The 23,997-nt window shown below is 42.3% G+C and carries 22 protein-coding genes and 1 riboswitch; of the genes, 10 read left to right on the forward strand and 12 right to left on the reverse strand.

Features of this window, described 5'->3' with window-relative positions; genetic code table 11:
- Window positions 1–247: 247 nt before the first annotated feature.
- The 3 genes from efp (at window position 248) to IQ230_RS01010 (ending at window position 1,827) form a co-directional block, all read left to right on the forward strand.
- Window positions 248–805: an elongation factor P gene (gene efp / locus IQ230_RS01000; RefSeq protein ID WP_099702540.1), complete on the forward strand. Its 558-nt coding sequence runs from the start codon at window positions 248–250 to the stop codon at window positions 803–805.
- A gap of 65 nt (window positions 806–870) precedes the next feature.
- Complete coding sequence (accB, locus tag IQ230_RS01005) at window positions 871–1,413, forward strand: acetyl-CoA carboxylase biotin carboxyl carrier protein (protein ID WP_193929994.1); 543 nt, start codon at window positions 871–873, stop codon at window positions 1,411–1,413.
- Between the two features lie 66 nt (window positions 1,414–1,479).
- Window positions 1,480–1,827, forward strand: coding sequence for an ArsR/SmtB family transcription factor (locus IQ230_RS01010; RefSeq protein WP_099702542.1), 348 nt, complete (start codon window positions 1,480–1,482; stop codon window positions 1,825–1,827).
- A 230-nt stretch (window positions 1,828–2,057) separates the two neighbouring features.
- On the opposite strand, the gene IQ230_RS01015 is transcribed toward IQ230_RS01010, so the two are convergent.
- The 4 genes from IQ230_RS01015 to IQ230_RS01030 form a co-directional block, all read right to left on the reverse strand.
- Entirely contained in the window at window positions 2,058–2,666 is a 609-nt protein-coding gene (locus IQ230_RS01015; protein ID WP_193929995.1) for a GerMN domain-containing protein, read from the reverse strand.
- Window positions 2,667–2,773: 107 nt separating this feature from the next.
- Window positions 2,774–3,568 (reverse strand): LmeA family phospholipid-binding protein, encoded by a 795-nt coding sequence (locus tag IQ230_RS01020; protein ID WP_193929996.1) that lies wholly within the window; start codon window positions 3,566–3,568, stop codon window positions 2,774–2,776.
- Between the two features lie 278 nt (window positions 3,569–3,846).
- Window positions 3,847–5,652, reverse strand: coding sequence for a proline--tRNA ligase (locus IQ230_RS01025; RefSeq protein WP_193929997.1), 1,806 nt, complete (start codon window positions 5,650–5,652; stop codon window positions 3,847–3,849).
- Window positions 5,653–5,822: 170 nt separating this feature from the next.
- Entirely contained in the window at window positions 5,823–7,229 is a 1,407-nt protein-coding gene (locus IQ230_RS01030) for an MATE family efflux transporter (RefSeq protein WP_193929999.1), read from the reverse strand.
- A gap of 164 nt (window positions 7,230–7,393) precedes the next feature.
- Here IQ230_RS01030 and IQ230_RS01035 point away from each other — a divergent pair, with 164 nt between their 5' ends.
- On the forward strand, window positions 7,394–8,281 hold the full coding sequence (locus tag IQ230_RS01035; protein WP_193930001.1) for an AraC family transcriptional regulator: 888 nt from the start codon (window positions 7,394–7,396) through the stop codon (window positions 8,279–8,281).
- Window positions 8,282–8,728: 447 nt separating this feature from the next.
- Here the strand turns inward: IQ230_RS01035 and pirA are convergent, their stop codons facing one another.
- From pirA to IQ230_RS01050, 3 genes are all read right to left on the reverse strand, one after another.
- Complete coding sequence (gene pirA, locus IQ230_RS01040) at window positions 8,729–8,881, reverse strand: arginine synthesis PII-interacting regulator PirA (RefSeq protein WP_193930003.1); 153 nt, start codon at window positions 8,879–8,881, stop codon at window positions 8,729–8,731.
- A 41-nt stretch (window positions 8,882–8,922) separates the two neighbouring features.
- Window positions 8,923–9,072 (reverse strand): hypothetical protein, encoded by a 150-nt coding sequence (locus tag IQ230_RS01045; protein WP_193930005.1) that lies wholly within the window; start codon window positions 9,070–9,072, stop codon window positions 8,923–8,925.
- A 36-nt stretch (window positions 9,073–9,108) separates the two neighbouring features.
- Window positions 9,109–9,166, reverse strand: a riboswitch (Glutamine riboswitch).
- 315 nt (window positions 9,167–9,481) lie between these two features.
- Window positions 9,482–9,871: a RidA family protein gene (locus IQ230_RS01050; protein WP_193930007.1), complete on the reverse strand. Its 390-nt coding sequence runs from the start codon at window positions 9,869–9,871 to the stop codon at window positions 9,482–9,484.
- 142 nt (window positions 9,872–10,013) lie between these two features.
- Between IQ230_RS01050 and IQ230_RS01055 the strand changes: the two genes are divergently transcribed.
- Window positions 10,014–10,592: a hypothetical protein gene (locus tag IQ230_RS01055; protein ID WP_193930009.1), complete on the forward strand. Its 579-nt coding sequence runs from the start codon at window positions 10,014–10,016 to the stop codon at window positions 10,590–10,592.
- 10 nt (window positions 10,593–10,602) lie between these two features.
- On the opposite strand, the gene IQ230_RS01060 is transcribed toward IQ230_RS01055, so the two are convergent.
- From IQ230_RS01060 to dnaK, 3 genes are all read right to left on the reverse strand, one after another.
- Window positions 10,603–11,175 (reverse strand): Uma2 family endonuclease, encoded by a 573-nt coding sequence (locus tag IQ230_RS01060; protein WP_193930011.1) that lies wholly within the window; start codon window positions 11,173–11,175, stop codon window positions 10,603–10,605.
- Window positions 11,176–11,249: 74 nt separating this feature from the next.
- Entirely contained in the window at window positions 11,250–11,879 is a 630-nt protein-coding gene (locus IQ230_RS01065) for an acetoacetate decarboxylase family protein (protein ID WP_193930013.1), read from the reverse strand.
- A 120-nt stretch (window positions 11,880–11,999) separates the two neighbouring features.
- On the reverse strand, window positions 12,000–13,913 hold the full coding sequence (gene dnaK, locus IQ230_RS01070; protein ID WP_193930015.1) for a molecular chaperone DnaK: 1,914 nt from the start codon (window positions 13,911–13,913) through the stop codon (window positions 12,000–12,002).
- A gap of 751 nt (window positions 13,914–14,664) precedes the next feature.
- Here dnaK and IQ230_RS01075 point away from each other — a divergent pair.
- Window positions 14,665–15,369 (forward strand): cytochrome b/b6 domain-containing protein, encoded by a 705-nt coding sequence (locus tag IQ230_RS01075; protein ID WP_193930017.1) that lies wholly within the window; start codon window positions 14,665–14,667, stop codon window positions 15,367–15,369.
- Between the two features lie 28 nt (window positions 15,370–15,397).
- Here the strand turns inward: IQ230_RS01075 and IQ230_RS01080 are convergent, their stop codons facing one another.
- Complete coding sequence (locus IQ230_RS01080; RefSeq protein WP_193930019.1) at window positions 15,398–15,931, reverse strand: GNAT family N-acetyltransferase; 534 nt, start codon at window positions 15,929–15,931, stop codon at window positions 15,398–15,400.
- 131 nt (window positions 15,932–16,062) lie between these two features.
- Between IQ230_RS01080 and IQ230_RS01085 the strand changes: the two genes are divergently transcribed.
- Window positions 16,063–18,054: a cation:proton antiporter domain-containing protein gene (locus IQ230_RS01085; protein WP_193930021.1), complete on the forward strand. Its 1,992-nt coding sequence runs from the start codon at window positions 16,063–16,065 to the stop codon at window positions 18,052–18,054.
- A 138-nt stretch (window positions 18,055–18,192) separates the two neighbouring features.
- Window positions 18,193–19,248, forward strand: coding sequence for a tRNA dihydrouridine synthase DusB (gene dusB, locus IQ230_RS01090; RefSeq protein ID WP_193930023.1), 1,056 nt, complete (start codon window positions 18,193–18,195; stop codon window positions 19,246–19,248).
- Window positions 19,249–19,733: 485 nt separating this feature from the next.
- Here dusB and rbsK read toward each other — a convergent pair whose 3' ends face one another.
- Window positions 19,734–20,663 (reverse strand): ribokinase, encoded by a 930-nt coding sequence (gene rbsK / locus IQ230_RS01095; RefSeq protein WP_193930024.1) that lies wholly within the window; start codon window positions 20,661–20,663, stop codon window positions 19,734–19,736.
- 248 nt (window positions 20,664–20,911) lie between these two features.
- Here rbsK and xylB point away from each other — a divergent pair, with 248 nt between their 5' ends.
- Entirely contained in the window at window positions 20,912–22,399 is a 1,488-nt protein-coding gene (xylB, locus tag IQ230_RS01100) for a xylulokinase (RefSeq protein WP_193930025.1), read from the forward strand.
- 603 nt (window positions 22,400–23,002) lie between these two features.
- Window positions 23,003–23,977, forward strand: a complete 975-nt coding sequence (locus IQ230_RS01105) for an ABC transporter substrate-binding protein (RefSeq protein ID WP_193930026.1) — start codon at window positions 23,003–23,005, stop codon at window positions 23,975–23,977.
- Window positions 23,978–23,997 lie beyond the last annotated feature (20 nt).

Here is a 23,997-nt window from a genome sequence, read left to right on the forward strand (position 1 = left end):
AATTCAAATTTTATAAAAGGGGCGAGTGATTAGTTTTGAGTTTTGAATTGTTCGCAAACAAAGGTGCCGGAGGCATTTATTAAAAAAACTTTCATAGCTCAAAACTCTCTTAAACTCACCCCTCACCCCTCACCCCTCACCTCCCAGCTTTATTTTCCTCCATACTTTATTTAACCCCTTCTACTGCACCACGTTGTAGAGGTACAATGAAATGCCGATTGTCTTGCGCAAATATACACATTGCTTCATGATTTCTAGTAATGATTTTCGACCTGGTGTCACGATTGTGTTAGATGGGTCTGTTTGGCGAGTAGTAGAATTTCTTCACGTCAAACCAGGAAAAGGATCTGCCTTTGTCCGAACCAAGCTAAAGAATGTTCAAAGTGGCAGCGTTGTAGAGCGAACCTTCCGTGCTGGGGAAACAGTACCTCAAGCCAATTTAGAAAAAAGCACGATGCAGCATACCTATAAAGACGGTGATGAATTCGTTTTTATGGATATGGAAACATATGAAGAAAGCAGATTAAGTGCTAATCAAATTGGCGATCGCGTCAAGTACATAAAAGATGGAATGGAAGTCAATGTTGTTCGTTGGGGCGATCAGGTACTTGAAGTAGAATTACCTAATTCTGTCACTTTAGAAATTGTGCAAACTGATCCAGGAGTACGGGGAGACACTGCTACTGGCGGTACTAAACCAGCAACATTAGAAACGGGTGCAACGGTGATGGTGCCTTTGTTTATCTCTCAAGGCGAACGCATCCGAATTGATACGCGTAACGATACTTATTTAGGTCGGGAATAAACAACGAGCAACACGTACTGCTCGCAGCGAATAGCTTAAAGCTCGTAAATGGGGTCAGATACACTGTGCCACTTGATTTTAATGAACTCCGGCAACTTCTGCTAACAATTGCTCAAACAGATATTGCGGAACTAACTCTCAAAAGCGACGATTTTGAACTAACGGTACGTAAGGCTGTTGGTATGAGCAATGCATCACTGCTTGGTGCAATGCCAAGTGGCGTAGTAGGTTTAGAATCAACGCCGACTACGCCGCCAACATCTACCACGGCAGTAAATGGATTAGATACTCCATCACGAGGGGCAGAAACTACCTCAAGTGGATTTGTGGCTGGACAAGCTTCTACACCTGCAGCAAAGGATCAGAAATTAGTTGAGGTGGTTTCTCCAATGGTGGGAACATTTTATCGTGCTCCTGCTCCTGGTGAACCTTCATTTGTGGAAGTTGGCGATCGCGTTAGAAGTGGTCAAACTGTCTGCATTATTGAGGCAATGAAGCTTATGAATGAAATTGAAACTGAAGTCTCTGGACAAGTAGTAGAAATCTTAGTGCAAAATGGCGAGCCGGTTGAATATGGACAGCCTTTACTGCGTCTCAACCCAGATTAATTGCACGCTCTATTGCTAATTGAGTGATTATTGCTAAAATTTAGCAGTTCCTTCAGGTTAATTTTGATGAAGTCAGCGAAGCCTGTGCCGCCAGAAGTTGTGCAACAAGTAGCTGATTACTTCAGCCTTCTCAGTGAACCGATGCGCCTGCGTCTACTGCATTTGCTGAGTGACGGTGAAAAATGCGTGCAAGAATTGGTAGAAGCAACACAAACAAGTCAAGCCAATGTTTCTAAACATTTAAAAATTATGTGGCAAGCTGGAATCCTCAGCCGCCGTAGTTGTGGAACCTCTGCTTATTACCGAGTAGAAGACGATACAATCTTTGAATTGTGCAATGTAGTATACAATCGCCTTGCCACTCGCATTCAACAACAAGCTAATTCATTTCAAGTGTTAAACCGCAATCGGTAGTAGTTGGCAATAGAACAATTATTTGCCAGATGTACTAAGTATTTCTTTGAAAATCTTTACAAATTAAGCTTTCGCATTGAAAAGCCTCATGCTAGTTCGCAATAGTTGAGGGAGTTAGTCACCTGATTAGTATTATAAATTTAAATTTAGATGTGGGGTAGCCATCTTGCCTGCCCACGCTTGCTAGCAGCTATCCCAGAATTAATTCAGTTGACTTACTTGAGTGTAATTTAGAGTTGAAAATTCTCTTTGAAGCTTTGTCTAGTAAGAGGTTGATTTAACATGACGCCTTCACCACCCAGATACTCTAATTTTTGACCTTCTACGTCGATCCACACTTGAGCATTCGGATCTATTGTTGTTGCGGTGTAAACGACTTGCGCTAGGCGACCGCTCATAGAAGCGCTACCACCGCCACTTGTAAACTCTGAAGACAAATCGACGTGTACCCCATCGTTTTGAACTCTAACGTTACGTAGCTTGGTTCCTTGGGGAATTGTGCTACTAACAGAATTGTCTGTTGGTCCTGCCAAGAGTTGTTCAAATGCAGTCTGGACTACTACATTAGGCTCATCACTATTAACGGTAAATGCACTTGGCACAACTTCTAGACTCGTTCCTGTGTTTCTCAACCAATAAACTTGTGCAGTTTGATTGATACCAGGCTGAACAGATGGATTTGTTGCTGGTGAGTTGGGTGTTGTAATCGCCTGCTGTGAGTTGGGAGTTTGCGCTGAACGAAACGCCCACCAAGCGCCAGTTCCGCCTGCTGCTAAAACGCCGATTATGACACTAGCAATTACACCAGTAGGAACACGTTTAGCTCTTTCTTGTGTCATGGGGAAAACCCTCCAGAAAATTAGGATAGTTGTGGTGTAAGGAGAACAACGAACAATTCAAATTCAAAGTGGATGGTATGGGGTCAAGGATGAACACTGTGACTGCATTAAAGCTGTAGCTGTTTCAATAAACGAGAAGATGTTTCTAGGTGGAGAAAAGCCGCAATTTCTAATTTTTGCGGACTTATATTCAATTGTAAAATTCTGGCTTGGATTCCGGCACTTTGTAAACTGCGCAGATCGAACTGCTGCGAAAAATTTGTAGCGATCGCATTTAAAATTTGTTCTGGTACCTGCTCCTCATTTACCCATACAATTGGCGCGATCAACTGAAGCTGACTTCCAGAGACGATACCCAGTCCTGACTCTACAGTAATCTGTAATGGTTCAACACCATCTTCTGTAAGTTGCACCTGAAAACGTAACCGCTGGTTTGCTAAGAAATGTATCTTAGGTTGTGAAAAATTGAATTGTTGACTTTGTTCTGTGCGTCTCCCAAGTGTACCTACGGTTACATTAAGTAACCAGCTTGCCACGGCGTCAGATTGCAATGCTTGATTAACATCTTGCTCGGTTAATACCACGCTCACTCCAGCTTCCAAAGGTTGTTGTAGTTGGATTCTATTTAAATTATCAGTATCAAAATCAACTTTGTCTGTTTCTACCTCTAAAACAGCAATTGTCATATTTTGTCTAAGCTGTAGCGAACGTCCAGCAATTCTGACTCGTTGTACTTTACCTTGGAGCAACTGGTGTGTAGGAACGTTGTCAACTCGGACTCGCAGTTGTTCTACCTGTTGAAATTGAGAACGAATGATATTTTCAGCAATACGCTCGACGACACCTCCTACAGGTGACAATAACCCCAGTAACCCAGATAGAAGAATCGTTAGCAGTTCCATAACAGGAGTAGTTTCCTGGACTCAACTTATGCATGACACTCTTTGTCGTGACATAGGCATTGCTCACCTTACATCAAATTGAGTCAATTGGGTAGTGATACCAATTCTCCAAATTTTGGCAACAGATTCAAAAGCCAAAATCAAAAACTTGTCTCACTTCTTCAATTACAATTTAGGAAATGGTATGAATTGGTGAAATCGTTCATGAAAATAGAACTGCACAAGCGCGTGCTTGTTCGATTTATTCAAAGTTTAGCTAAGTTTAACTAACTGCTTGCTTATCCCTGAACTGCACTGTTAATCCACTGCTGGAGCGTTGAGACAACTGCATCAATGGCAATTTCGTGTGAATTGCGGCTTTTGCGTTCGACAACTTCCACTTTGCCTGCTTCAAGCGATCGCCCTGTAACAATGCGGTAAGGAATACCAACAAGATCGGCATCTTTAAACTTAACTCCGGCGCGTTCGTTGCGATCGTCAAGCAGCGCTTCGATTCCTGCGTTGTTTAATTGTTGATACAATTTTTCGGCAACTTCTACTTGTTGTGCATTGTTGATATTAGGAATAGTCACAATTGCGTGATAAGGAGCGATCGCCACAGGCCAAATAATACCGTCTTTGTCGTAAGATTGCTCAACAGCAGCTTGGGCAAGCCGTGAAACTCCTACACCGTAGCAACCCATGACTAAAGGAACTTCTTCTCCTTGTTCGTTTGTGTAGGTAGCCCCCATCGCTACTGAGTATTTTGTCCCTAATTGAAAGATATGTCCGATTTCAATGCCTCTAGCGCTTTGCAACGTTTGTTCAGGGTTATGAATCGCGCGATCGCCGATTCTAGCTTTACGAACATCGACAATATTCTCTGGTAATCTAAACTGCTCGTTCCAATTTGCTCCAACAACGTGATATCCTGATTCGTTTGCTCCTGTAGCAAAGTTTTGCAAATCTACTGCAGTTTTATCAACCAATCGCAGAAACTTCGGATGAACTTTTTCAGCACGGATGTAATCATCTGCAATATCTGGAGCAATATATCCTAGTGGTAAAGGTTTCGCTGCCCATTTCTGTTGGGCTGTTGCATCTGGTACTATAAGAGCGATCGCGGTTTTTCCGCCGTACTGCGGTGCTAGGCGAGTTATCTCATTTTGCAACTTCACTTCATTAACATCTTGATCGCCTCGGATACTGACTATTACAAGTAGTGTCAAACCATGATCGAACACAACTTGATATAAAACATTTTTGACGACTTGTGTAGGAGAACATCCCACAAAGGCACACATTGTTTCAATCGTTGGTGTTCCTGGTGTTTCGAGTTTTTCGTAAGTTGTAAACGGTGATTGTTGTGCATCTGGTGGTAGCGACACAGCTTTTTCTACGTTAGCGGCGTATTTTCCATCTTCGGTATAAAGAACCTCATCTTCACCTGCTTCTGCTAAAACCATAAATTCTTGCGAAGCCGAACCACCAATTGCGCCAGAATCTGCTTCCACCGCCCGAAAAGCTAACCCACTCCGCCGCAGAATATTGCTATAAGCGCGGTGCATATCGTGATAAGTTTGTCGCAAATCTTCTTCGTTTGCATTAAAAGAATAGGCATCTTTCATAATAAATTCGCGTCCGCGCATCAAGCCAAAACGGGGACGAATTTCATCGCGAAACTTCGTTTGAATTTGATAAAGCGTCTGCGGTAACTGGCGATATGAGCGAATCATATCGCGAGCGATATATGTAATAACTTCTTCGTGTGTTGGTCCTAAACCTAGTTCGCGCTCTTGTCGATCTTTAAGCGCAAACATGATACCTTCAGCCTGCGTGTAAGTATCCCAACGTCCCGATTCGCGCCACAATTCCGCCGGTTGTACTTGTGGTAATAGACATTCTTGTGCGCCGATCGCATTCATTTCTTCGCGCACGATTTGGGAAACTTTTTGCAGTACTCGCCACATTAAAGGTAAATAAGCGTAGATACCACTACCGATGCGACGAATATAACCTGCACGCAGTAAAAGTTTATGGCTAGGAATTTCCGCTTCAGCTGGATCTTCCCGTAATGTAACAAAAAGCATCTGAGACAGTCGCATCGCTTGTTCCCTTCATTGTGACCAGATATGCGTCGATCTCAGTCTAAAACATCACGAGCGTTACAGAAGCAATTAGCTTTTATTCAAAGTTTTGAGTGTTGAGTAGTGAAGTGTTGAGTTAACTTCATTGACACAAACAACTGAGGGCTTGAAATATTGATGGTGTGTCTTTATAGATCAGGTGGTAGGCGATCGCATTGATCGCAATCAACATAACCACAACAAGCAGTTAGCCGATGAAAGCGCCACACAAAAATCACTCCAGCGACTGCAACTCCAATTGATTGTCCTGTCCACAATCCAACACCTCCCAACCCCAAGGGAAACCCTAGTAAATAACCACTGGTTAATCCCACACCCCAAAATGCTAATCCACTCAATAGCATTGGGATACGAGTATCTTGCAGTCCATATAATGCGCCCATAGCAACCCGTTGTACGCCATCCAAAAGTTGAGCCACGGCTGAAATAATTAGCATGGGTACGGCTAAAGTTAGCACGTTAACATTTGCTGGATTATGAATATCCAAATAGAGTCCAATCACTTGCTGACGATATATCACTAATGCGATCGCTGTCACAATCATGAATATTGCCGCAATAGTAATACTGATATATCCTGATCGTCGCGCACTTTTAAAGTCTTGTTGCCCCAACCACTGACCAACACGCGCAGTAACAGCATAAGACATTCCTAATGGAACCATGAAAATTAAGTACATCGTTTGGTAAACCGTTTGATGTGCTGCTAATACTTCAGTTCCCAAAATGCCCATCAAAAACGTAACAACCGCAAATAACCCGTACTCTAAGGCAATCGTGAGTGCGATCGCAGTTCCAATTTCTATTAATCGCTTTAAGACTTGTGGTTTCAGTCGATGTAGCTTTCGTAAGAACTGGTACTCTTTTAGTTGCGGGTGATTGAGGGTATATACCAAGAACATCAGAAACATCAACCAAAAACTCAATCCACTTGCCAACCCTAAACCTGCCAACTCCATGCGGGGAAAACCAAACTTCCCAAATCCCAAAATGTAATTGCCTATTATGTTGAATAGCGTTCCGATAACAACAATTACTGTGACTATTTGAGCTTGAGAAAGTGCTGAAACATAACCTCTCAACATCGCAAAGCCTAAGGCTGGAAAAATTCCCCACAGGATGAAATCGAAATATTGCGCTGTAAGTGTAACAATCGCTGCTTGTTGCCTAAGCAAGAGCATGACAGTATCTAACTGTGCGATCGCAAACATCATCGGGATACTGAGAAACAGCGATAACCAGAGTCCTTGACGTGCGATTTGCGTGATTTGCGTTTTTTGCTCTGCTCCGTAAGCCTCAGCAACAAGGGGACTGACTGCCATAACAATACCACTTGTTGTATTGAGCAAAAGCTGGAAGGTTGTTGATGCTAAGCCACCTGCTGCCAAGCTTTCTGCTCCTAAATGCCCCATCATGATGGTATCTACAAAACCAACAGAGGCGATCGCTACTTGAGCACTAGCTAACGGAATAGCAAGTTTGAGAAATTCCCAAGTTTCTGTTTTGATGTTCGTCAAGAACACTCTAGTACTCATCACCGTGCCTCTTCACGCTGTTCACGGCTTAAATTTAAGAAAAATTAATTGTTCTGAACTACTCAAACCTTGCGCAACTATTAGATTCTTGCGGTAATTTTTGCATCTCAAGCAGTTGTCACCCTAAAATTTTCTTAACTCAAGTGTGTAGAGCAGGTTCTTCAATGCAACCATCCGTGACAAATCCACAAAAAAACGGGCTACAGCCTCCGATATGTTCGAGTAGAGCGTATGGTTGGCAGAATATTTTGGTTGAAGAGTTTCACCAACCTCCAGGCGAAGAGATCTATCAAAGTTTAACCGAACATACGCTTTGCATATCAATGAATCGTCGTCCGTCGCGTTTATCGCAAGCAATTGGCGATCGCCGTTATACCAGTCTCTGCATCAAAGGAGATATTACGATCGCTCCTGCTGGATCTTTACTTGTGTATCAATGGAATGAGGAAGATCGTTACTTACGAATTCGACTCAAGGCTGAGTTCCTACAACAAGTTGCACAAACTACGTTCGATAAACAGGTAAAAATCTTGTCAGAATTCCGAGTTCGCAATCCACAAATTGAACAGATTGGGATGATGCTGCTGAGTGAACTGCGCAATGGCGGGATAGCAGGACAACTTTATGTTGAATCACTAATGAATGTATTAGGCGTGCATTTGCTCAGAAATTATACGGCAAGACAACCACATATTGCGGTTTGCGATTGGATGAGCAATTCTATCAAGCAAACTTTAAGCGATCGCCAGCTTTTCCAGGTAACAGATTACATCAGCGATCGTTTAGCAGACAATATTCAACTATCTGATTTAGCTGAGTTATTAGGACTTAGCCAGTTTCATTTTAGTCGGTGCTTTAAGCAATCAACAGGAGTGTCACCCTATCAATACGTCCTTGGGCAACGTATAGAACGCGCCAAGCACTTACTCAAAAATACAGACTTACCAATTATGGAGATTGCTTTGAGATGCGGTTTTAGCAGCCATAGCCATTTGGGAAAGTGGTTTCGGCAATATGTGGGGTTGTCTCCTAAAGCTTTCCGAATAAGCTAGGTTGATTTAAGACTTTTCTATGATGAAACTTGCTGATTTACCCAAAAGACCTCCTGCGTGAATGCGCTAGCGAATATATTCGCTAGCTAAATAAACAAAGTCCACGGAGGTGGACTTACTTATAAAAATCTTGTTTTAGTGTACGAAGGTACACTTTGCTTGGATAGCCCTGACTTTAGTCGGAGGGCATCTGTGATTCATGCAGGAGGTCTAAAGAAGTAATTGCCAAGATGTCTGGCGCTGAGATATCGATTCAGGATTTGATAGCAAACATGAGTTTTGGATGGCTTGGTGGCATTTTATTGCTTTACCAGAAAATTTATCTTCGCATTATGAAACTTGCGTATTGCCCTGACGAAAAAAAGCCAAAGCCTGGTTCTGATACACAAACCTAAGCTTTGACCAAATTATCTATCTAAATGAACAAGATAGGTAACTACCTTAAATTCAGTTGTAGTAGCTTTTTTCTGCTTCCAACTGCCGAATTAGCTTTTCATCACCTTTTGTTCGAGCAACTTGCAAGCGATGCTCTAAACTTTTTTGGATATTAATGCGATGAGCTTCTGACGCACTTTGGAAGCGCTGCAATGCATTTTTCATTACAACACACCTCGTAACTTACAATTCACTATTGATGAGATTTACGCATCGGTAATTTCTTCAATTCCCGCACGTTGTAGCATAGATTGCTGACGGTTTTGCTGTCTTTGACGACGTTCGCTCATCAAAAGACGGGCTTGAGCAGCCACGCGGGGATCTTGATTTTGAATACCAATAGATTTATTGTTCATTTTTCGCCTCTTTCTTGTGTATGTGGTGTCGAATGAGGCGCGTTCCTTCGGGGACTTTCCCTACTTCCGTCTTTCAAAGTGAAAGATGAACGATTTATCCTTCTTTGTTTATATCAATCTTAACTCTTGTTTTGCTTCTGTCATTAGGTAGAAAACCGTAATTTTTTTTGTCTAGATTGCACCTAGTAAACAGAGTAGATGAATATGTCAATTAAGCTCCACCACGCCTTAAGTTGTTCTCGCTCCAAAGAACATAAGCGATCGCTGATCCCACTGCTCCTACAACCAGCAAAAAAGCCAGCATATGTTAGATAGCTCCTTAGCTTTTATTTGTATTTAGCTTAGTTACAGTGTAGCTAATCTAATGATTCGCTGTAGTTTGCTAAATTACATACTACGATTTTAATAATTAGTCTTCGCAAACTGCTTCGACTTCAACTTCTACCAACATCGCGGGATCGACAAGTGCTTGAATTTCTACCATTGTATTTGCAGGGGGATGTTCTCCAAAGCATTCTTGATGAGCTTGCGCATATTCAGTCCAGCGTTTCATGTCAGTAACATATACGCGAGTACGAACAACGGTTTGTAAGTCTGCGCTTAAATTTTGTAAAGCTTTCTGAATAATTTCTAAACAGCGCTTTGTTTGACTATATGCATCATTTGGGGCAAAAACACCACCTTGCTCATCGACTGGCGCAGTACCTGATACATAAATGTGATTACCGACGCGGATAGCTCGACAGTAGCCAGCTTTTGTTTCCCATGTAGTTCCTGAAAATGTTCTTTGTCGTTGCATTTGCTTTATATCTATGCGATCGCCTAATATTCTAAGTTGAATTTTAGAGGATACTTGAGGATGAATAGCATAATTTTTTTTGAGAAAAGCTTTTTATCGAGCTTAATGTATTACTGTAAACAATAACGTAAAGGTTAGCTTGATGAGTACGGATTTAGCAGCTACTGAAGTACCTGATTTCATGACTACTTTGACTGATGCTGTTAGGAAAAAACGCGATCGTCCCTCAGCATCCTCTGTAATTTTAGCGCTGTTGCAAGCAGAAAAAACCGCCAAACAGCAACGTATTACATATCCATTAGAGCCGCTCATAGGTGATTGGAGACTTTGGTTTACTGCTCCTCGTACACACCTTCAAAAGGGTAAAGTTTTAGGTAAAGGCTTGTATGTCCCCCAATTTGCGCCTGCACGAATTTCTTTTTTTGGTGAGGAGCAACTATTGATTAGCAACCAAATTCAATTAGGTTCACTACGATTTAAGCTAACAGGTTCTGCTCAGTATTTTAGTAAGAAAAATTTGCTTGCATTTGATTTCAATCGGATGCAATTGTACTTATTTAATCGAGCTATTTATGATGGTAATCGGAGTAAAAATATGGCAAGTAGTTTTAATGAAAAACCAATTGCTAAGCTTCCTTTTTTTGCTTTTTTCTTAGTGAATGAAGATTTTATTGCTGCTCGTGGTCGTGGTGGTGGAATAGCTCTTTGGGTTAGAAATTAAGTCAAGTCTTTTAATTAGGAAAAACTTTAGATAAATCAAGTAATAAATCTGAAAAATGGGGTAGTTTAACAGACTCATTTGGCAAGAAAATGAGTTTTTGTCGATACCCAAATTTATTTTGTAAATCTTGATATGGTTCGCTATAGCATTCTAAGCAATTAGCTGGTAAATTAAATATCCAGTAATCAGATATACTTGCTTCTGCGTATAGTGGTAACTTAACTTCTTGGTCATATTTCAAAGTAGAATCAGCAACTTCAATCACAAGCAAGATATCAATTGAAGTTGGATGAGCAGACAAGTAGTCATCAGAACGATTGCGCACAATTGTTAAATCTGGCTCAGGTTCGCTATCTCTCAGTAAAATAATCGGCTCTTGTCCTCTTAAAGTAGCACTGTCTGCTACTAACTTGAATAACTCTCGATACAAGCGAGTGCTACAAACGGAGTGAGATGTACCTTTAGCTGACATTTGAAAAATTTCTCCTCTGATCAGTTCAACTCGGTGATCTTGAAAAAATCCGAGTTCTGCGAGGCGATGATATTCTTCTAGCGTGAAGCGTTTAGCTGCGATCGCACTCATAAAAACTCCTATAAGTATTTAGCAGGTACACTCAAATCGTAACTTGCAGCGCAATAGTGTTTAGAGAATCTGCATTAACGTCTTGTCAATACTTTTGGTGCATCAACTGTTAACTGCATCTGTGTTGCAGAAATTGCTAACCAAGGTTGCCCTGTAATTAAATCAGTAAAGGGACTAGCGGTAGGTACTGATAATTGCGCATTAACTAACCCAAATTGTGCCTCTACCTCAAATGCAAAACTTAATAATTCAGAATTATGACTGAAACTGGAAGCACCTAAGCGCGGTTTCCAGCCGACGCTGAATAAGGGATTGTAGTTCAAAGTACATAGAGTGCAATCGCCTTGTCTGACACTGACACTATTATTACCCCAGGTAAACTCTGCAAGTTCTTTTGGTAATCCCCAAATTTCGCGCCCACCAGCAACAGAATCAGGATTATCGACATAGATATGCGAAACCCAGCCACCAATTTTCCCTAAGTGAGTGACAGCAGCAGCAACGACGATTAATTCACTATATTGAAGTACTGAACCTGTACTGTAATTAGATAAATACACACCACCAAGTGTTTTTCCAGGAAACACAGAGATGATGTCTAGTTCTTGAGGAATTAAAGCACGAACGCGTTCAATATCTATCAGGTGTAATGTTGCGACTGCGTAGCCTTGAAGTGTCCAGGGTGCTTGGGGATATGGTGTCATACCGTTTCTTATAGTTATCTTGTTGGGAAAAAGATACTCACAAATTACTCAACTATCAACCAAAAAAAATCCCCACTCAGGAGAATTCTGAGTGGGGAACGCTTGAGTTATTTAGCTACATTATTTGGTTTCGGTGAAATCTGCATCAATAACATCATCACCGCTAGGAGTAGCACCTGCATCGCTACCATCTGGAGTAGGACCACCACCAGCTGCAGCACCAGGACCACCTTGTTGTTGATACAAGTTAGTACCGATAGTGTAAAGTGTCTGTTGTAACTCTGGCATCAAAGTCTTAATGCGATCGTCATCTTCCTTAGAAACTGCGTCGCGTAAGTCTTTGACTAAACCTTCTACCTTGGTTTTATCACCAGCAGGAACTTTATCCCCCAAGTCTTGCAATTGCTTCTCGGCTTGATAAGCTAATGAGTCAGCTTGGTTCTTACGATCGACTTTCTCCCGACGGTCTTTATCAGTAGAAGCATTTCTTTCGGCTTCAGTTACCATCCGCTCAACTTCAGTCTTATCTAAAGTAGAAGCACCAGTGATGCTGATCGATTGCTCTTTACCACTACCTTTATCTTTAGCAGTGACGTTGAGAATACCGTTAGCGTCGATATCAAATGTCACTTCGATTTGAGGAACTCCACGCGGTGCGGGAGGAATACCATCTAAGCGGAATGTACCCAAGCTCTTATTATCACTCGACATTTCACGCTCACCTTGAAGAACGTGAATTTCTACGTTGGTTTGTCCGTCAACTGCTGTTGAGAAGACTTCAGACTTCTTGGTAGGAATTGTGGTGTTACGAGGAATAATCCGAGTCATCACACCGCCCAAGGTTTCTACGCCTAAGGATAATGGTGAGACGTCTAGTAATAAGATACCCGTGACATCGCCAGCCAATACACCAGCTTGAATTGCTGCACCAACTGCAACAACTTCATCAGGGTTAACAGTTTGGTTGGGATCTTTACCCAACAACCGCTTAACAACGTCCTGAACGGCAGGAATTCGAGTAGATCCACCAACTAATACAACTTCGTTGATCGCGCTCTTGTCAACTTTGGCATCACGTAATGCATTCTCTACCGGAATGCGACAACGATCGATTAAGTCAGAACAAAGTTCTTCAAACTTGGCGCGGGTTAGTGTTGTATCGAGGTGCTTAGGACCATCTTGGGTAGCGGTAATAAATGGTAGATTGATTTCCGCTTGAGTAACGCTCGAAAGCTCAATTTTGGCTTTTTCTGCTGCTTCAGTTAAGCGTTGTAGTGCTTGCCTATCCTTGCGCAGGTCGATACCTTCGCTTCTACGGAATTCTTCTGCTAAATAATCAACAATTTTCTTATCGAAGTCGTCACCACCAAGGTGTGTATCACCTGATGTAGCCATAACTTCAAAGACACCATCACCCACTTCAAGGATGGATACGTCAAAGGTACCACCACCAAGGTCGAATACTAGGATGGTTTCATTACTCTTCTTATCAAAACCGTAAGCAAGAGAAGCAGCGGTAGGTTCGTTGATAATCCGCAGTACTTCAATACCAGCAATTTTGCCAGCATCTTTGGTTGCTTGACGCTGTGAGTCGTTGAAGTAAGCAGGAACAGTAATTACTGCTTGGGTAACAGTTTCACCTAAATATTTACTGGCATCTTCGACTAACTTACGCAGTACTTGCGCAGAGATTTCTTCTGGGGCAAACTGCTTACCAGCACCAGGGCAATCTAACTTGACGTTGCCACTGCTATCGCGCAACACTTTATAAGCAACTTCAGTAGCTTCATTTGTGACTTCATCATATCGACGTCCGATGAAGCGCTTTACCGAATAAAATGTGTTTTCGGGGTTCATCACTGCTTGGCGCTTAGCAATTTGACCTACCAAGCGATCGCCATTTTTCGCAAAGGCAACGACTGATGGCGTTGTCCGAAAACCTTCTGCGTTGGCAATAACGGTGGGTTTACCACCTTCCATCACTGCGACACAGGAGTTAGTCGTACCTAAGTCTATTCCAACTACTTTTGCCATTGGGAATCTTGGCTCCGTATAACTACTAAAATGAGAACAAAACTAGAAATTGAACAACTAATTTCTCGTCAGCAGTACTTTCTAGTTTCAATACGTGTGAATTTATGTACTGATCTATATACTGAGCGTGGCTTGCTACTCTATGAAGGAGGGTTTTCCGAACACGTTCAGGACGGTTAATCGCAAGAGTGTTCGTCAACCTCCACGTTTTTGACTGCTGACTGCACTGTGTCTAATGTACGCAAATCAAAACCCTAAAGAATTGGGGCGAACCGTAATTCAGTAGTTGTGTTTGCCGTCAATTAACGCAGGGATTAGGAGCGAGGGTTATTTTCTGACAATCGCTTCCTTTGTGTCGGCATCCTCTAATACTAAATCTTCTGAATTCCGGCGGATATGAGCAGACGCAGCAGAGGGGCAGAGGAGAGTAGATTACAAATCACGAGTTACGAACCAACATTAACTTCTATCCACACTCAATTGTGGTTCTCAAGAATGTGATTTTAAAGCAATTGAATATTAGTTAATGACTTGTCTCATGAGGATTACAGTTAATCATTTTTTTGTTTCCTTTTATTGATTTTTTATAATTCAATTTATTTTATACTAGGCATTTTATGTTAAGTAATTTTCAAAAATACTCATCATACCTTCTAATATTTAATAAGACTATTTCTCCTGTTAAAATGACACCATTTATCTAGAGAGTGCACGGGTTTCACTAACTACTCATTGCACTTGTTATTGCTATATGAAATCAACTCAACCCTATCAACCGCTACTGTTTCGTATTCTGCATGGACTGACAGGTCTTTTCCTGATTGCTGCAATACTGACGGCTTTCTGGACTTATGATACTTACGATGGACGTTGGGGAAGAATTCCACTTCCCTCCTACAAAGAAATAGAAGGTATACATGGAAGTTTTGGATTATACACCTTACTGATATTTCCTGCATTTGTCATGTATGCATTTCATCGGGGGCAAAAGCGACTGGTTCAAGCTGATTCGTTTGCTAAATTAACTCAGGTGGGTAAACCAATTTGGTGGTACAATTTGAACCGTTTTGCCAATACATTTGCGCTTGTAGCGTTAACATTTGCGCTTTTTAGTGGCAAGATGATGGATTCAGGATGGCTGCCAAGGGGGGAATTAAATCACAGTTGGTACTATGCCCATTTAATTGCGTGGATCGTCATGGTTGTTGCGATCGCACTTCACCTGTTGATGAATGCCAGGGTTGGCGGAGTACCATTACTACTATCGATGCTAAATTGGCGATTTCGTGACAAAGATAGTCCTAGGCTTTGGTCTGCGCATCTTGCGCAATGGTGGTCAAGTTTTCAACAGGGTTCTTGGTCAAACTGGTTTCAATCCGCCTCTGTTTTGACAGTACTAGAATTGGCAATTTTAATAAGCATTGCTGCTGCCTGGATTATTCCATTGTTTAAGTAATTTACAGCAACTATCTTGTTGATATGGATTATCTGCGTCTTTGCCAATCGGTGATGGTGAGGCGATAGAGTACATGAGGTAAATTGGCATGAATGATATTGCGATCGTATTGAAATCCAACTTTTTGCATGACTCGTTGTGATGCTTGGTTAGTTGTCAGCGTGAAGCAAACAACTTCCGCTATATCAAGATACTCAAAACCTACTTTTAAAATTGCCTTTGCCATTTCGGTTGCTAACCCTTTGCCCCAGTAAGCTGGCATGAGTGCGTAAGCAAGTTCGATCTCATCGTTACTATCTATATAGACGTTGCGTAAGCCACCACGACCAACAAAATTACCGTCAGTGTCGCGAAACATCCATAACCCGTATCTATAACGCTGCCAATGGTCAAGGTTATGTTGAAGATACTGCCGTGTTTGCGCGTCGGCGCGAATACCGTAGAGAGTCGCCATGACATTTGGATCTTGATGCATCTGGCATAAGATACTAAAATCCTCCGCACACAAGCGAGAAGCCGTTAAGCGATCGCTACTAAATTTTTCTACCTGCTCAACTTGCATAAATTGTCTCCACGACTAAAACTAAATTTGTTTCCAGTATGCAAATTCTAAATTCCTAAGAAATTTTCCAACCTCAAGCTATTTGTATCCCTGCAACTATACGCTGTAGGAAATAACAAGGAATGGGGTAAATGGCTAACTTAACGCTGCTTGTCGAAATGGTGACGGTGTTGGGTGCTGCTGCAACAGGAGGATATCTCGCAAATCGGCTGCGACAACCTGTGTTGTTAGGATACCTCATCGGCGGCGTGGTTGTAGGTCCTGCGGGATTCAATTTAGTCACCTTAGAAGGTGATATTGAGGTGTTATCTGAAGTAGGAGTGGCGCTGCTGCTGTTTGCTTTAGGTGTAGAGTTTTCGCTTAAAGACTTATTGCGAGTCCGTGCGATCGCCCTGGGCGGTGGGACGCTGCAAATCATCTTGACAATTCTCCTCGGAGGCGGACTTGCTTACTTGACGGGGTGGGTGAGTACACTGCCCAAAGCAGTTTTTTTAGGGGCTGTTATTTCGCTATCCTCAACAGCAGTTGTCTTCAAAAGTCTAATTGAACGCAACGAAGTTCAAACTGCTCACGGACAAGTCATGCTAGCAATTTTGATCGTGCAAGATCTTAGCTTAGGCTTGATGCTAGCAGTTCTTCCGGCGCTGACTCAACCTCCAGATGTCGTCGGTTTTGCATTAATCGCCGCGCTGTTCAAAGCTTTACTATTTGTTGGCGGGGCAATTATTACCGGAAAATGGTTTATCCCGTTCTCAGTTCGGCTGCTTGCACAAAGTGGTTCTCAAGATTTATTTATACTAGGCATTGTCTTGCTCTGCTTGGGAATTGCGTTATTTACCTCTGCGATCGGCTTGGGGATTGCGATGGGAGCATTTGTTGCTGGGTTAATGATTTCTAATGTGGAGTATGCCGATCATGCACTTGATCGCGTGATCCCAATGCGGGATGTCTTCGCTACGTTGTTTTTTGCGTCGATTGGACTTTTAATCGATCCAGGATTTCTACTTGCGAATATTTGGGTTTTGCTGGGATTGGTTGCGGTGACAATGTTAGGGAAAGCCGCGATCGCAACCCTCATCGTTATGCTGTTCGGCTATCCGCTGAAAACTGCGTTAACGGTTGGTATTGGGATTAACCAAATTGGCGAATTCTCTTTTGTGTTAGCAGGTGTTGCAAAAAGCGCAGGACTTTTTACTGCAAGACTTTATGGTTTAACAGTAGGCACAACAGCAGCCACCTTGTTACTTGCACCTTTCTTATTAAAAGCAACACCATATTTCTTAATCTGGTTAGAGCGTTTTGTACAGATGAATTTGCGTCTGCGGTGGAATCACCCGCCGCATTTTATTGATATTGAAGAAAAACTTATCGATCATATCGTCGTGGCAGGATATGGCAGAGTTGGACAAACGCTTGTGCGAATGTTGTATTTTCAAGGTCATCACATTTTAGTCATCGATAATAACGAAGCAACACTGCAAACTTTACGAGGACGCGAAATAGTCTATTTGTATGGTGATGCTGCGAGTACATTAGTCTTAGAAAAAGCCAACCTCCGTCAAGCAAAGGCAATGGCGATCGCACTTCCCGATCCGATGGCAACGCGATTAACCTTGAAACGAGCCTTAAGTATTGCACCTGATTTAGATATCACTGTCCGCGCCCACGTCAAGGACGAAATAGATGTACTCTACCAGTTAGGTGCGCAGGAAGTTGTGCAGCCTGAATTTGAAGCTTCTTTGGAGATGGGCGCACATCTGCTTTTAAAACTCGGAGATTCACCGTACGCAGTACAGCAGGTTGTCACGCGCTATCGGAACGGACGATATCGCGACATTCTACCAGAACGGTCGGAGTATTGGGGAGCAGCAGATTTAGAAACTGTTATTGAAGGACTAAAAAGACACTGGTATATCCTGGACGAAAATTCTCCATTGCTAGGGCAAAGCCTTGCTAAGGCTAACATTCGGCGCTTAACAGGAGTGACGATTATGGCAATTGAACGTCATAAGCAACTTTATCGCTATCCTACAGGTGAAATGACTTTAGAAGCAGGCGATCGCCTTTTAGTAGTCGGAAACCCTGAAGAACACGTCGCCTTTAAAAAGCTGAACTCACTTTAAGAGTAAAAACAGGAGTAGGATAGGTGTAAGGCTAAACCCATGTCAATTAGTACTAACAGCTAGTTAGTTAATCGCTTTGTAATTATCGTTAAGATAGTGAAGTTCTACTCAGTGCTCATGCAATAGTTTTTTGTATTTATGATCGCGCTGTCTCCCAACTTACAAGTTCGACTTGCCACACCATTGCAAATCGGTTCACTCGCAGTTAAAAGCCGTGTTTTGCAGTCGCCTTTATCTGGTGTGACTGATTTGGTATTTCGGCGGTTGGTGCGGCGTTATGCACCCGAATCAATGATGTACACCGAGATGGTAAACGCGACAGGGCTGCATTACGTTAAAGAGTTGCCCATAATTATGGAAGTCGATCCGAACGAACGACCGATTAGTATTCAGCTATTCGATTGTCGCCCAGATTTCTTGGCAGAAGCAGCGGTGATGGCAGTAAAGGAAGGTGCAGACACTGTAGATATTAATATGGGTTGTCCAGTGAATAAAATCACCAAAAACGGTGGTGGTTCTTCATTGTTGCGTCAACCAGAAGTTGCAGAAGAAATTGTGCGGTCTGTTGTGAATGCAGTAGATGTACCTGTGACGGTAAAAACTCGCATTGGTTGGACTGATAAAGAAATTACAATTCTCGACTTTGCTAAGCGAATGGAAGACGCTGGGGCGCAGATGATTACAGTCCACGGTCGCACCCGCGCTCAAGGTTACAATGGTTCCGCACGTTGGGAATGGATTGCGCGTGTTAAGGAAGTTTTGTCGATTCCAGTAATTGCCAATGGTGATATTTTCTCAGTAGAAGCTGCAGTACGCTGCTTGGAACAAACAGGTGCGGATGGGGTTATGTGTTCGCGAGGAACGCTAGGTTATCCGTTTTTAGTTGGGGAAATTGATTACTTTCTCAAAACTGGGCAAGAGTTACCACCACCAACGCCTGTAGAACGGTTGCAATGTGCGCGAGAACATCTCCAAGCTTTATGGGAATATAAAGGCGATCGCGGTGTCCGACAAGCCCGCAAGCATATGACATGGTACGCGAAAGGCTTTACAGGTGCGGCGGAGTTACGTGGATTGTTGAGTGTAATTGAAACTGTCGATCAAGGGTTAGAAGTCATTGATCAAGCGATCGTGCAGCTAGTAGATTATGAAGCTAAATCTGAAGAAATTAAATCTAGCTTGCAGATTGCGTAAAGTCATCTGATTTTTTTGACAGTTGTTATCTTTTAGAAATTTGTTTTGAAACGAACCACATAGGCGTAGCTTTCCAGTAGGGTAGTACATAAAGTACACCAAGAAAAAAGATTGTATCGCGAACAATTTGAGACGGTTATATTAACGTATATAATATGCTGCTTGTATCTTGATAGCTCGTATAGCAGCTTCTATTCTATATTGCTGACCTGCTTTTGAATATTCTTGTAATAGTTGAAATAACACACCAATGATTTTTTGAATTCATGGTGTCTGATAAAAGCTAATCATTACTCGAATGTTTCCTTTAGTGAAATATTTATTGTAAATACCTTCTGTTCTTTATATAATTAAAAATTAATACAAAGATGTCTATATTGAAGAAGTTTGTAAAAAGCTTGAACTATTACCTCAATTTTAAAGTTTAAAATAAGCAACCTCTATGTTGTTTGATCGCAGTTGTGGAGCGATCTTGTTGTGACTTTTTAATTTCGTTCGTGTTCTTGGAGAAAAGCTTCAACTGTCTCGCGTGTAGGTAATGAAGATTGTGCGCCTGACTTGGTCGTTGCAAGCGCACCAGTTGCAGCGCCCCATACAACGGCTTCGCGAAGCGAGTATCCTTGAGATAACGCGGCTGCTAGTCCACCATTAAATGCGTCTCCTGCTGCAACGGTATCTACAGCTTTTACAGAGAAAGCAGGAACAAAAAAGGTTTCATCTGGGGTGGCACAGCAAACACCCTTAGCACCTAACTTGATAATTGCTGTTTTGACACCACGTTGCTGTAGTACTAATGCCGCTTTTTCGGCGCTTTCAGGACTATCGACTCGAAAATTCACTAATTGTCCTGCTTCTACTGCATTTGGTGTAATGATATCAACTACCGGATAAAGTTCTGATGGTAGCTCAGTAGGTGCTGGCGCTGGGTCTAAAATGACTTTAACACCTGTTTGTTGTGCTGCTTGTGCTGCTTTTTGTACCGCGAAAAGTGGAACTTCTAGTTGTAATAGCAAGACTGCTGCTGATAGCTGCTGTGTGAGACGTTTGATATCTTCCTCACCAACATTGCCGTTGGCACCAGGAATCACGATAATATGATTTTCGGCGTTGTCGTCTACTGCAATGACTGCAACTCCTGAAGTATTTGACGGATCAATGTATACACCATCAGTTTGAACGCGATCGCTTTGCAGATTTCGCAGTAACTCTTGCCCAAATTGATCTTTTCCCACGCGTCCCACAATTGCTGTAGGTACTCCTAAGCGCGCCACTGCTACCGCTTGATTCGCGCCTTTTCCTCCAGGCACAGTCACAAAACTATGACCTAATAAAGTTTCGCCAGGAATAGGTAAGTGCGGAACTTTGGTAACTAAGTCCATATTTATACTACCGAAGACGAGAACACGAGGATTCATAGGGGTAGGATAGGGATACTTATTTGAAGATTGATCTTTAATTGTTAATTGTGAGTTATGGATGCTTATAGCAATTCTATCTGCGTTGTAACATTTGTAACGTAAACGCGTAGTGACTTGCCGCAGGCTACCGCAGGGGCGCACAGAACACAGAGGAAGGGAAATTAAGAGAGATTCTTCACGCACAATTAGGATTGTTAGGGTTGAAGTTGCTGCTCTATTTATCAAATAACGCAAGTGAAGAACAAATGACTTTAAGTTTGGTTAACAGTAGTTATGTTGTGATAGGAATCGATCTTGGTACTAGTGGTGTGCGAGTTGTTGCAGTTAATCTTCAAGGTGCGATTGCTGTCCAAGCAACGCGTAGCTATCAATTACTCACACCCCAACCTGGGTGGACAGAACAAAACCCCGATGATTGGATTGCAGCAACTTTTCAGGCTTTGACTGAGGTAGTTCAGCAATTGGAAGATTACCAGATTCTTGGTTTAGGATTATCGGGGCAAATGCATGGGATGGTTCCTCTTGATGCAGTAGGAAATGTGCTTCGGCCAGCAATTTTATGGAACGATCAACGTACTGGTAAAGCGGTTACGACGATTGAAACGATAGTTCCCCGACAAGAATTGATTCAACGCACAGGAAATCCCGCAATTACAGGCTTTCAATTACCCAAGATTGTGTGGTTGCGTGAATCGGAACCGCAGGCGTTTAGTCAGATGCATCATGTACTCTTACCGAAAGACTATTTGGGATACGTCTTAACGGGGGAAATCGCCACGGAACCATCAGATGCTTCGGGGGTGGGATGTTTAAATTTAGGCGATCGCACTTGGGATTTAGATATTCTCACTGCCCTCGATCTTGATCCGCAGTTATTTCCCCAAGTTATCGACTCGACTGCGGTTGTCGGAAAATTAAAACCGGAAATTGCAAACATCACTGGTTTACCCGCAGGTTTACCGATTATTGCTGGTGGTGGTGACAATGCAGCTGCGGCGATTGGTTTAGGAATTTCTAGTACGAATTGCGATCGCGGTAGTCTCAGTATTGGAACTTCAGGAGTTATTTTTGTCCCTTTGGCGCAACCTATTCCTGAACCTGAAGGACGAGTACATTTATTTTGTCATGCTGATGGTGGTTATCACTTGTTAGGTGTCACATTAGCAGCGAGTGGTTCGTTACGCTGGTATCGCGATACTTTTTTCCCAGATTTTAGCTATGACGAGTTGACGGAGTGGGCGAGTAGTGCGCCTCCTGGTTCAGGTGGTGTGATATTTTTACCGCATTTGGCAGGCGAACGCAGTCCTTTTCTTGATTCTGAGGCGCGAGGTGCTTGGCTGAATCTCTCTTTAGCGCATAGCAAAGCAGAAATGACGCGGGCGGTACTCGAAGGTGTTGCCTATAGTTTACGTGCGGCGTTAGAGGTGATAGAGGCGATCGCACCAACTCATGAATTTGTCGCAACGGGTGGTGGTTCGCGATCTAGGCTTTGGTTACAAATTATTACGGATGTGCTTGGTGTCAATCTTGCCAAACCGATGTTAACAGAAGGTGCCGCATACGGCGCAGCGCTACTAGCTTTGGTTGGCTGTGATGTTTGCCCGAATTTAGAAACGGTCTTCCAAATTCTGCCTTCTACTGAAGAATATACTCAGCCCAATTCTCATGCAGTTTACACCGATGCATTTCATCGCTTTATAGCAATTTATGCTGCACTTAAAAGTATTAATTGAGTAAAATTACTCTAGTTTAAAATTGGGTTTTTATTGCAATTAGTTAATACTAATTCTTGGAAATTATTAAAATATATTAACGAAAAGTAGCATATTTTTTGTGCTAGATTTACTGATCCCTAAGATATAAGCTGACAGATAGATATACACTAACTAGCTCAGGGATCATAATTAAAAGATGGAGAGTTCATAAAAGAAAAGCCTGCAAAAATTTTTAAAACAGCGATCTAAGTACACTCTTTATAATTAATTTGTTTGCTTTAGTAATAAAACTTAAGTTTTGAGAAAGAAACAATATTGTCTTAAGCGACTTGGCACTTTAAATGAGCAGCGAGGGCTTAAGAAGAAGTAAAACTTAAACACTAAAGCAAGACAAAAGACAATATAAAAAGTGGAAATAGAAACACTTTTTAACACTGTCAAGCTAGATTGATAGGCAATTTTATCAACAGCTTTGGCAGCAACCGCAGGTCAATATTCTGACTCATCCACACATGATTTGGTGGAGACAGAAGTGAAAAAAGTAGCGATCGCATTTGAATTGAGTTTGATGATTAGCGCCTTAGTAAAAGGAGTGTCCCAAAAGAATACGGAGATATTGCAGTGAAGCAAATTGCGCTTATAGGATTTCTAAGTGTGGCAAGTACTGTACTTGTTGCTTGCTCACCTTCTCAAAATAATTCAACCCAGCCACAAACGAATACAAATTCAAAGCTGCAATCAGTAGCTTTAACCGTAGGCGATCTTGGTAATCCATTCTTTGTACTCATGGGGCGAGGTGCAGAGTCGGAAGCGAAAAAAATTGGTGGAGAAGATGTACGTACCACGATTGTTTCTAGCGGTTACGATCTGAACTTGCAGTTCAATCAGCTGGAAAACTTTATCGCTGCTAACACAAGCTTAATCTTACTTAACGCTGCTGATAGTGTGGGAATTGCACCTGCTGTCGCTAAAGCAAAAGAAGCTGGCATTACCGTAATTGCAGTTGATACAGGCGCGGAAGGTGGTGTAGATGCTACCGTTACCTCAAACAATTTGCAAGCAGGACAAATTAGCTGTCAATATATTGCAGATCGCCTCAACGGGCAAGGCAACGTCGTGATTATTAACGGTCCACCTGTTAAATCAGTTATTGATCGCGTTCAGGGTTGCGAACAAAGCTTTGCTAAATATCCCAATATCAAAGTGCTTTCTAAAGATCAAAATGCTGAAGGCAGCAGAGACGGTGGTTTAAGGGTCATGACCGACCTGCTAACTTCGTTCAAACAAATCGATGCAGTGTTTGCGATTAACGATCCGACTGGAGTAGGTGCAGAATTAGCCGCAAGGCAAGCCAAACGTGACGAATTTTTCATTGTTGGCGTAGACGGCGCACCCGAAGCCAAAGATGCGATCGAAGACCCTAGTAGTATATTTGTTGCAACAGCTGCTCAAGATCCTTTGGGAATGACCCAAACAGCAGTTCAGGTAGGCAACGATATCCTCAACGGGAAAAAGCCTGAAGATCCTAACATCTTGATTCCAGTCAGATTGATTACAAGAGAGAACGTTAAAGACTACGCAGGTTGGACACAATAGACTTCCTGCGTGAATGCGCT

The sequence above is a fragment of the Gloeocapsopsis crepidinum LEGE 06123 genome (assembly GCF_015207655.1).
In the GTDB taxonomy this organism is placed as follows: domain Bacteria; phylum Cyanobacteriota; class Cyanobacteriia; order Cyanobacteriales; family Chroococcidiopsidaceae; genus Gloeocapsopsis; species Gloeocapsopsis crepidinum.

Coding starts and splice junctions, on each gene's coding strand:
- dnaK (WP_193930015.1), bottom strand. CDS start 13,913: ATGGCAAAAGTAGTTGGAATAGACTTAGGTACGACTAACTCCTGTGTC.
- rbsK (WP_193930024.1), bottom strand. CDS start 20,663: ATGAATCCTCGTGTTCTCGTCTTCGGTAGTATAAATATGGACTTAGTT.
- xylB (WP_193930025.1), top strand. CDS start 20,912: ATGACTTTAAGTTTGGTTAACAGTAGTTATGTTGTGATAGGAATCGAT.
- IQ230_RS01025 (WP_193929997.1), bottom strand. CDS start 5,652: ATGCGACTGTCTCAGATGCTTTTTGTTACATTACGGGAAGATCCAGCT.
- IQ230_RS01080 (WP_193930019.1), bottom strand. CDS start 15,931: ATGCAAGTTGAGCAGGTAGAAAAATTTAGTAGCGATCGCTTAACGGCT.
- IQ230_RS01030 (WP_193929999.1), bottom strand. CDS start 7,229: ATGAGTACTAGAGTGTTCTTGACGAACATCAAAACAGAAACTTGGGAA.
- IQ230_RS01065 (WP_193930013.1), bottom strand. CDS start 11,879: ATGACACCATATCCCCAAGCACCCTGGACACTTCAAGGCTACGCAGTC.
- IQ230_RS01015 (WP_193929995.1), bottom strand. CDS start 2,666: ATGACACAAGAAAGAGCTAAACGTGTTCCTACTGGTGTAATTGCTAGT.
- efp (WP_099702540.1), top strand. CDS start 248: ATGATTTCTAGTAATGATTTTCGACCTGGTGTCACGATTGTGTTAGAT.
- IQ230_RS01075 (WP_193930017.1), top strand. CDS start 14,665: ATGAAATCAACTCAACCCTATCAACCGCTACTGTTTCGTATTCTGCAT.
- IQ230_RS01020 (WP_193929996.1), bottom strand. CDS start 3,568: ATGGAACTGCTAACGATTCTTCTATCTGGGTTACTGGGGTTATTGTCA.
- IQ230_RS01010 (WP_099702542.1), top strand. CDS start 1,480: ATGAAGTCAGCGAAGCCTGTGCCGCCAGAAGTTGTGCAACAAGTAGCT.
- IQ230_RS01055 (WP_193930009.1), top strand. CDS start 10,014: ATGAGTACGGATTTAGCAGCTACTGAAGTACCTGATTTCATGACTACT.
- IQ230_RS01050 (WP_193930007.1), bottom strand. CDS start 9,871: ATGCAACGACAAAGAACATTTTCAGGAACTACATGGGAAACAAAAGCT.
- IQ230_RS01035 (WP_193930001.1), top strand. CDS start 7,394: ATGCAACCATCCGTGACAAATCCACAAAAAAACGGGCTACAGCCTCCG.
- IQ230_RS01060 (WP_193930011.1), bottom strand. CDS start 11,175: ATGAGTGCGATCGCAGCTAAACGCTTCACGCTAGAAGAATATCATCGC.
- dusB (WP_193930023.1), top strand. CDS start 18,193: ATGATCGCGCTGTCTCCCAACTTACAAGTTCGACTTGCCACACCATTG.
- pirA (WP_193930003.1), bottom strand. CDS start 8,881: ATGAAAAATGCATTGCAGCGCTTCCAAAGTGCGTCAGAAGCTCATCGC.
- IQ230_RS01085 (WP_193930021.1), top strand. CDS start 16,063: ATGGCTAACTTAACGCTGCTTGTCGAAATGGTGACGGTGTTGGGTGCT.
- IQ230_RS01045 (WP_193930005.1), bottom strand. CDS start 9,072: ATGAACAATAAATCTATTGGTATTCAAAATCAAGATCCCCGCGTGGCT.